General features: G+C 50.3%; 7 protein-coding genes. All 7 read right to left on the bottom strand.

Going from position 1 to position 7,108, the window contains the following annotated elements; genetic code table 11:
* Positions 1-291: 291 nt before the first annotated feature.
* Positions 292-771 (bottom strand): 23S rRNA (pseudouridine(1915)-N(3))-methyltransferase RlmH, encoded by a 480-nt coding sequence (gene rlmH / locus ACVBDQ_RS13495; RefSeq protein ID WP_011232931.1) that lies wholly within the window; start codon positions 769-771, stop codon positions 292-294.
* An 84-nt stretch (positions 772-855) separates the two neighbouring features.
* Positions 856-1,008: a CxxH/CxxC protein gene (locus tag ACVBDQ_RS13490; protein ID WP_011232932.1), complete on the bottom strand. Its 153-nt coding sequence runs from the start codon at positions 1,006-1,008 to the stop codon at positions 856-858.
* A gap of 55 nt (positions 1,009-1,063) precedes the next feature.
* Positions 1,064-2,284, bottom strand: a complete 1,221-nt coding sequence (locus tag ACVBDQ_RS13485; RefSeq protein WP_011232933.1) for a S1C family serine protease — start codon at positions 2,282-2,284, stop codon at positions 1,064-1,066.
* Positions 2,285-2,385: 101 nt separating this feature from the next.
* Positions 2,386-3,180 carry an MBL fold metallo-hydrolase gene (locus ACVBDQ_RS13480; protein ID WP_011232934.1) on the bottom strand — a complete coding sequence of 265 codons (795 nt, stop codon included), beginning with the start codon at positions 3,178-3,180 and terminating at the stop codon, positions 2,386-2,388.
* 6 nt (positions 3,181-3,186) lie between these two features.
* A complete protein-coding gene (locus tag ACVBDQ_RS13475) occupies positions 3,187-3,969 on the bottom strand; it encodes a two-component system regulatory protein YycI (protein ID WP_011232935.1) in 783 nt (260 codons plus the stop codon).
* Positions 3,956-5,284, bottom strand: coding sequence for a YycH family regulatory protein (locus tag ACVBDQ_RS13470; protein WP_011232936.1), 1,329 nt, complete (start codon positions 5,282-5,284; stop codon positions 3,956-3,958). Before ACVBDQ_RS13470 ends, ACVBDQ_RS13475 begins: the two co-directional genes overlap by 14 nt.
* Positions 5,277-7,106, bottom strand: coding sequence for a cell wall metabolism sensor histidine kinase WalK (gene walK, locus ACVBDQ_RS13465; protein ID WP_011232937.1), 1,830 nt, complete (start codon positions 7,104-7,106; stop codon positions 5,277-5,279). Before walK ends, ACVBDQ_RS13470 begins: the two co-directional genes overlap by 8 nt.
* Positions 7,107-7,108 lie beyond the last annotated feature (2 nt).

Genomic DNA, 7,108 nt, shown 5'->3' with positions numbered 1-7,108 from the left:
AGACCTTTTTGACTTGAACGTTCATGAGAGAAAAACTCCTTCACTTTCCTTGTATGTCAAGGATTCATTCGACGATGGACATAAAAAATCCTCCCGATTTTCGTTGGGAGGGTGCGAAATGTGAGTTACACAAACGGTGATTGATGAAGGATAGCCGTTGTGCTGCATTGGCGGCAACGGCTATTTGAATCAAATGTCTCATACTTTATCCCCCATATTCAACCGTAATGGATAAATCTGCGATAGAACGTCTTCATCCCATCATGAAACTAAGAAATGGAAAAACCCCATTTACTTATGATACGGTTCCCCGCGGTTAATGCGAAATGCGCGGTAAATTTGCTCGAGCAAAATGAGGCGCATCAGCTGGTGTGGAAACGTCATTTTCGAAAACGACAGCGTCTCATCGGCGCGCGCCATCACTTGTTTGCTTAAGCCAAGCGAGCCGCCGATGACGAACACCACTTTGCTTTTGCCGTAGGTGGCGAGCTCATCGAGACGGGCGGCGAATTGCTCGGACGATTGCATCTTCCCTTCAATCGCGAGCGCGATGACGTGAGCGTCATGCGGAATTTTCGCCAGCAGCCGTCCTCCCTCGCGCTCTTTGATTTGTTCCTCCTCAAGTTCGCTCGCCCGCTCCGGCGTTTTTTCATCAGCGACTTCGATGATGTCGATTTTGGCGTATGCGGACAGACGCTTTGTATATTCATTAATTCCAGCGATTAAATATTTTTCCTTCAATTTACCCACAGCGACAATGGAAATATGCACAAACAACCCCTGCCTTATAAACAGCTTATCAACAAGATTTATCCACATATACACAACACATATCCACATGTTGTGAAAAAACTGTTATCCTCCTACGACATATACAGCTTGTTTCGAGCAAAAATAGCACTGTTTTTCGCTGTTGTCCACAGGCAGGAGATCCGGCGCCTGTTCCGTTTCATCTACATATTGATCAATGGCGATGTCGACATGTTCTTCACATGTGAATATCATCATTCTCGCCCCTCTCCTTGTGGAAAAAAGAAGGAGCGTTTTCGCTCCCTCCATTCGTTTAATACGACTCACGCGCCAGCTTCATCGTGACCGTGCGTTTTTTCCCATCACGATAAAACGTGACTTCCATCCGGTCGCCGATCGATTTTTTCGTATACAAATATTTGCGCAAATCAAGCACGTTGCGGATTTTTTCGCCGTCAAGCGCCACGATGACATCAAACTGTTTTAAGCCCGCCTGTGCGGCCGGCGACATCGGCACGACTTGAATGACCGCCGCTCCTTCCGTTACGTTCGGCGGCAAATGGAGCGTCGCCTGCAAATGGTACGATGGGATGTCGCTCAGCGAGCGAAGTTCAACGCCCATGTACGGACGGCGCACTTGTCCGTATTTTTCCAAGTCCGAAATGATCGGAATGGCCGTGTTGATCGGGATCGCGAACCCGATGCCTTCAACCGCCTCTTGGGCGATTTTCATCGAGTTGATGCCGATGACTTGCCCTTTGATATTGACAAGAGCGCCGCCGCTGTTGCCCGGGTTGATCGCCGCATCTGTCTGCAATACTTCTGCGTTCCAGTCTGGAGCGCCGTCTTGGTCCAAATCGACTTCGACCGTCCGGTTCGTTCCGGAAATAATGCCTTGTGTCACCGAGCCGGCAAACTGCAAACCGAGCGGGTTGCCGATGGCAATGACTGGCTCGCCTGGCTTCACCGTATCGGAGTTGCCGAACTGGGCGACTTTTTTCACATGCTTCGCGTCAATTTCCAAGACGGCTAAATCCATAAGCACATCACTGCCGAGCAGCTTCGCCGGCACTCTCGTCCCATCTTTGAGGCTCACTTCGAGCTGACTGGCGTTTTCAACAACATGATGGTTCGTGACGATAAACGCCCGGCCTCCCGCTTTCTTGTAAATGACGCCCGATCCGACGCCAGCCTCGCCTCCTTGCGACCAGAAGCTGGCTTCTTGAATGTTGACAACGCCGACAACCGCATCCGACACTTGGTCGATCGCCTTTGTCACCGCCGTCGTCACATCTACGGAAACACTCTGCCGAATCGGTGGAGTTCCATTTTCCTCTGTTTTTGGCTCTTCCTCTGCTCTTTGATTCGGCACAACATCATACGGGAGGATATCCCAACGGGAAAGCGCCGGAATGGACATGAGGACGAGCAGCCCTCCTAACACGGCGCCGACAAGCGCGGAAACAAACGATCCGCTGCGCCGCTTCCTCCTCGTTTGTTCGTACGGCTCATAATGGTCGTCGTAGTATCCCATGCTCACCCTCCTTTCCACATTCGTCTCCATCCCTCATTATAATCATGAACAGGAGAAAAAATCCAACAAATGTGTCTCCCTCAGTTTCGGCAAAACGGGCTTTATACATACGCTAGTGCCGTCGCCCGACGCGGATCGGTATCATACAAACGAAAGCGGGCGCCGACCGCTAAGCCTTTCTGTTCCAACACTTGCGTCACGGTCATGCGCGCCAGCTCTTTCATATTGTTATCTTGGCTCAAATGGGCCAAATAAATTTGCTTTGTCCGGTCGCCGATCACGTCAGCAAGCGCCAAACCCGCTTCCTCATTCGAAATATGGCCGACATCGCTTAAAATGCGGCGCTTGACGCTCCATGGATATCTCCCCATCCGCAGCATGCCGACGTCATGATTGCTTTCAAACACGAACACATCCGCGTTTTCAATCGTCTTTTTGATCCGCTCGCTCACATAGCCGGTATCGGTGAGCAACGCAAGCTTTTTCCCTTCATAGTGGAAAACGTAAAACATCGGCTCGGCGGCGTCGTGAGAGACGCCGAACGATTCGACGTCAACATCGCCGAACGTCCTTACCGCGCCGAGCGGAAAGACAAATTTTTGCTCGGGCGGAATGTCGCCGACCGTTTGTTCCATCGCCCGCCACGTTTTTTCATTGGCATACACCGGCAGCCGATACTTGCGGGCAAGCACCCCGAGCCCTTTAATATGGTCGCTATGTTCATGGGTGACAAGCAGCGCATCAAGCTGCTTTGGATGGCGGCCGATCTCAGCAAACAACTCCTCAAGCTGCTTGCCGCTCAAACCGGCGTCAACAAGCAGGCGCTGGCGGTCTGTCTCAATGTAAAAGGCGTTGCCGGTGCTGCCGCTGGCCAGCACACTAAATCGCATCGTCATGTTCTTTCACTCCAGCACATTTCCTTGATCATTGATCACTTGCCCTTCAAACGCATTGACGAAATAGTCTTCCTTCCGATTGACAACAATATGCCAAGTTGGAGTCAACACTTGGGATGCAGTAAATTGAACAAGCCCGTAATAGCCAAGCTCCACTTTCGTGACGCGGTCGCCCGGCTGCAAATGCCCTTTTCGGTACAACGTCTCAATGGCTTTAATCGCCGGGACGATATCTTGCTTCCGCTCGTACTTTTCCAAGTCGCTGAGCATCGTCTGTTCATACGACAGCGCTTCCCGTCTCCCGTTGACATGGATGACGAGCTTGCTGTTTTCATTGCCGTAAATCATCTTGCCGTCATACATTTGGTAGCAGGTCAAGATTCCTTGTTTTTCATCAAACGACCAAAAGGCATATTGCCCGCCGCCGATGATGTAGCGCTGCAAAAACTCACGCAGCTGGTATGGATCGTCAATCGGCAGCGCAACCGGATCGATGAACGTCCCTTTGACTTTCGTTTCTCCTTCGATTTTCACTTTTTGCCCGGGCAGCTTTTTTACATCCGCCATGGTGAATGAGCGGCTTTTGCCGCTGACATACGCCGCTTTCGTCACTTCTTTAGGCAGATCCACATACGTAATGCCGTTCGCCTCAAGCTGCTCTTCAATCGTCGTTTCCAAAATGACATCGAGCTGGCTGCTGTTTCGTTTTTCCATAAACTGATAGCCTAAAAAGCAGTCGAGGATGAGGAACACGATAATAAAAATCGTCTTCGTTTTACTCCAGTCCATTTGTTCCCCCTCCTCCCGCCTCATCGCCCATGTTTACCTTTTTCCACGTTTGTCCGTACAAGTAGAACCATGCCGGTTCAAGGCGGATGACTTTTTCCCGCTCCGGATCTTTGATGAGCTCATAGCCGATGGCGATATCTTTGATGAGCGATTTGCGAACGCCTTTCGTCTGTTCGAACCAGTTGACGACCTCATGGCCGGACGGCAGCGTTTTTGGTGTGCGGTTGCGATCCGCGATTTCAAGGCGGAAGAGCGGACGCTGGTATTTCATCAAATCGGACGCTCCCCACGTCTCCACGATTTCTGACATGCCGTATTCATTAAAGACTGGATAGCCGTTGACGACAAGCCGGAACGTGACTTTTCGATCCTCCTCGCTCCAGCGGGCGAAATGATACAGATCCGTCCAACCGCCATGCTCATTGACGAAATCAATGCTTTTTTGGATGATATGGGTTTCTTGCTCCGTTTGTCCCATATTCGAGACGCGCGCCGCTGGATTCACATACAGCAGCATCCGTTGAAGAAAATCGACGTCCATCAGCCGCGAACCGTCTGTATATTCTTCGCCAAACGGAATCAAATCTTTTTTGACAAAGCTTGGATCGCTAAAGAGCGCTTCTTTAAACTTGTCTGCGTCCAGCTCGTCGGTATAATATTGCAGACTGCTGAGCACCACTTCTTTTTCCGGCAAATACAACTGCTTCGTTTCGCTGACCGGATAAGCGAAATAACGCGGAAAATGGCTCGCTTCTTTCGCCAGCCGGCCGATCGCCGATAAGGAGGCATCGCTGGCAATCGCCTTGTAAATTTTGCGCTTGTCGGTCGCGATGAAGTAGATGGGGAACTCGTCCTTCCCGCCGAGCGGGACGAGCAGGCGGTCAAACGCCAAGCCGTCGAGCCCCCTGTCATCGATCGTGAAAATCAATCGGTATATGTCGATCGGCACCTCATCGGGGTAAATGATCTCAAGCCGCTCTTTGCCGTTTAAAAACGATAAAAACTTCCCTTGCGGAACAGAAGACGAAACATCTTCGAAATCATCAAGCGTCCATCTTCTCATTTCTTTCAGCACTTCATTTTTCTCTTCGTCTTTCGTCACAGCATAGGGGACGCCGTTTTTATGAATGAGAATCTGCTTTGGCTGCACGACCATCGCTGTATCCACTTGCGTATTGCTCACGGAGACGTGTTGAATGTATTCGTCGTTTTGCAGCACGTCGTATTTCGGATGATATGTCCATAAGGCAAACGTTAAGGTAATGCTGATGAGCACAAGCAACGTCAACACGATGGTTTTGATCGTTTCATACATCGCACCAGTCATCCTTTTGCTCGCGTTCTAGCGGCAGCGTAAAATAAATCGTCGTTCCTTTATGCTCCTTGCTTTCTGCCCAAATCGTCCCGCCATGGGCAAGAACGACTTCTTTGGCAATGGCCAGCCCAAGCCCCGTACCGCCCAATTTGCGCGACCTGGCCTTGTCGACCCGGTAAAACCGTTCGAAAATTTTTGCCAAGTCGGCTTTCGGAATGCCGACTCCTTCGTCGCTGACGCTGACAATAATTTCATCAGCAAGTTTGCGGACGCGAAATGTAATCGTCCCTCCTTGCGGAGAGTACTTCAAAGCGTTCGAAATAATGTTGTCTAACACTTGCGTAATTTTATCTTCATCAACTTCAATAAAAATCGCCTCGCGCGGAATTTTGCGAACGAACCGGATGTTGTCGCTTTTCGTCAACTCAAATCGGTCAATGACTTTATGGAAATAGGCTGAAAAATTGATCCACGTTTTCTTCAGCTTGTAGTCTTTGCTGTCGAGCTTGGACAGATGGAGCAAGTCGTTGACAAGCCGAATCATCCGTTCCGTTTCATTTTGCACGACTTGAATGAACCTCGGCGCGATGTCTTTATCTTGCCAAGCGCCGTCAGCGAGCGCTTCTAAGTAGCTTTTCATCGTGGTGAGCGGCGTGCGCAATTCATGCGACACATTGGCGACAAACTGCCGCCGCTCGCGGTCGATTTTTTCCTGTTCGGTAATGTCGTGCAAAACGACGATCAACCCGTTGACAAATCCTCCCTCTTTTTGAATCACCGACAACGACGCGCGCAAAATATACAGTTCCTCATCCGTGCTGAAATCTAAAATGAGCGAATCGCGCTCCTCAAGCAGCGTTTCAAACGTATACTGGTCGGCAATGCCAAGCACGTCGACGATCGAACTCGACAGCACTGTTTCACGTGAAACATTCAAAATGTTTAACGCTGCATCGTTAATGAGAATGACGCGCCCGCGACGGTCGGTCGCAATGACGCCATCAGTCATATGCGTCAAGACGGACTCGAGCTTGCGCCGTTCCCCTTCCGTCGTCGCCTGCGCTTCCTGCAGTTTTTTGGTCAGATTATTGAACGTCATCGCCAATTGGCCGATTTCATCATAGCCGTACACTTTGACCTTGCGGGAGAAATCTCCCCTCGTCATCGCCAGCGCTTGCCGGCGCATATCGGAAATCGGCCGGGTGATCGTGCGGGACAAAAAAATGCCGAGCACGGCGGTAATGGCGAGAGCGATCCCCGTCCCGGTCGCCAAAATCATATTGATTTGCCGCATTTGCGAAAAGACGTTTTCCATCGAGGCGATGACGTAAATGACACCTTTGATTTCGCCGCTCGTTTTGATCGGAGTCGACGAAATGTACATGCGATGACCTGTTTTCGAATCGAGCAGCATCCGGTCGACGATTTCGCCGGTGACGAGGGAACGTTTTACATAAATCTCGGTCGTCCGCTTTCCGACGATGTTTTGCATATACGGATTGGATGTCGCAAGCACTTTCCCTTTCTCATCGATGACGCGCACTTCGGAAATGTCTTGGGAAACGAAATCATGAAGAAGCGAACGGATGTCTTCTTCCAATGTCGGGCTTTTTTCATCGCGCTCCCGATTCATCGCCTGCTCGACGTTATAGGCGAGCAAGGTCACCCGTTCGTTTAATGAGTTTTTAAAGTTCTGCACAAGCTCCGTTTCCAGCTTGCGAACGAAGTACACGCCGATGATTTGCATGGCGACGAGAATCAGTAATACATAAATGATGACAAACTTAAAATGAATCGAACGGAATGGACCTACTTTTTTCATGC

This window comes from Geobacillus sp. CCR (genome assembly GCF_052906625.1).
The sequence above is the reverse complement of the archived record's forward strand: the minus strand, read 5'-3'. Positions and strand labels throughout refer to the sequence as shown.

What these genes read in the sequence shown, in the direction of transcription:
- walK (WP_011232937.1), bottom strand. Translation starts at nt 7,106, where the DNA reads ATGAAAAAAGTAGGTCCATTCCGTTCGATTCATTTTAAGTTTGTCATC.
- ACVBDQ_RS13490 (WP_011232932.1), bottom strand. Translation starts at nt 1,008, where the DNA reads ATGATGATATTCACATGTGAAGAACATGTCGACATCGCCATTGATCAA.
- ACVBDQ_RS13480 (WP_011232934.1), bottom strand. Translation starts at nt 3,180, where the DNA reads ATGACGATGCGATTTAGTGTGCTGGCCAGCGGCAGCACCGGCAACGCC.
- ACVBDQ_RS13475 (WP_011232935.1), bottom strand. Translation starts at nt 3,969, where the DNA reads ATGGACTGGAGTAAAACGAAGACGATTTTTATTATCGTGTTCCTCATC.
- ACVBDQ_RS13470 (WP_011232936.1), bottom strand. Translation starts at nt 5,284, where the DNA reads ATGTATGAAACGATCAAAACCATCGTGTTGACGTTGCTTGTGCTCATC.
- ACVBDQ_RS13485 (WP_011232933.1), bottom strand. Translation starts at nt 2,284, where the DNA reads ATGGGATACTACGACGACCATTATGAGCCGTACGAACAAACGAGGAGG.